Annotated in this window: 1 protein-coding gene; it reads left to right on the top strand. The window is 70.2% G+C overall.

Annotated elements, in window-relative coordinates; translation table 11 throughout:
* Positions 1 to 642 (top strand): TetR/AcrR family transcriptional regulator (locus B0E41_RS00020; protein WP_077327307.1); only part of this gene is annotated, 642 nt, incomplete at both ends.

The raw sequence follows: 642 nt of genomic DNA, 5'->3' as shown, positions 1-642 counted from the left end.
GCCCGCCCCCACCCGAGCACCCACCGGCGGCCGCCACGCCGAACGCAGCGAAGCCACACGCGCACAGCTGATCCAGGCGGCGATCCAGGTGGTGCGCGACAAGGGATACCAGGGCGCTTCGGTGTTTGAAGTGGCCAAGGCCGCGGGCCTCACGCCGGGCGCTTTCCAGCACCATTTCGGGACCAAGGCGGTGCTGATGATGCGGGTGGTGGACGAGCTGGTGGCGGCCAGTGACTACAACGCGCCCGGGTGGCCGGCGGCCGAGCTTCCTCTGGCCGAGCGCGCCCGGCAGACGCTGCAACTGCTGTGGCAACGCATCTACGAACCCGAGCGTTTTCTGGTGGCGTGGCAGGTCTACATGGGCTGCGGCGCCGACCCCGAGATCGCTCACTACATTGCCGGCCTGCGCCAGACGCAGCAGGACCAGCTCCGCCAGCGTTTCCTCACCGTGTTTCCCGAGCTGTCGGCCTCGCCCGACACCCCGGCCCTGATCGATCTCGTGATGTCCACCCTGCGCGGCATGGGCCTGGTGCGCCTGTTCGGCCCGGCCGACGCGGCCATGGCGGCCCAGCTGGACCAGTTGGCCGGCCTGCTGGTGCAACGCTGCGAGAGCCTGGCTCCCCCACCCACCCCCCGAAGGAA

The sequence above is a fragment of the Hydrogenophaga sp. A37 genome (assembly GCF_002001205.1).
GTDB lineage: Bacteria > Pseudomonadota > Gammaproteobacteria > Burkholderiales > Burkholderiaceae_C > Hydrogenophaga.
This window is presented reverse-complemented; position numbering and strand designations above follow the sequence as displayed.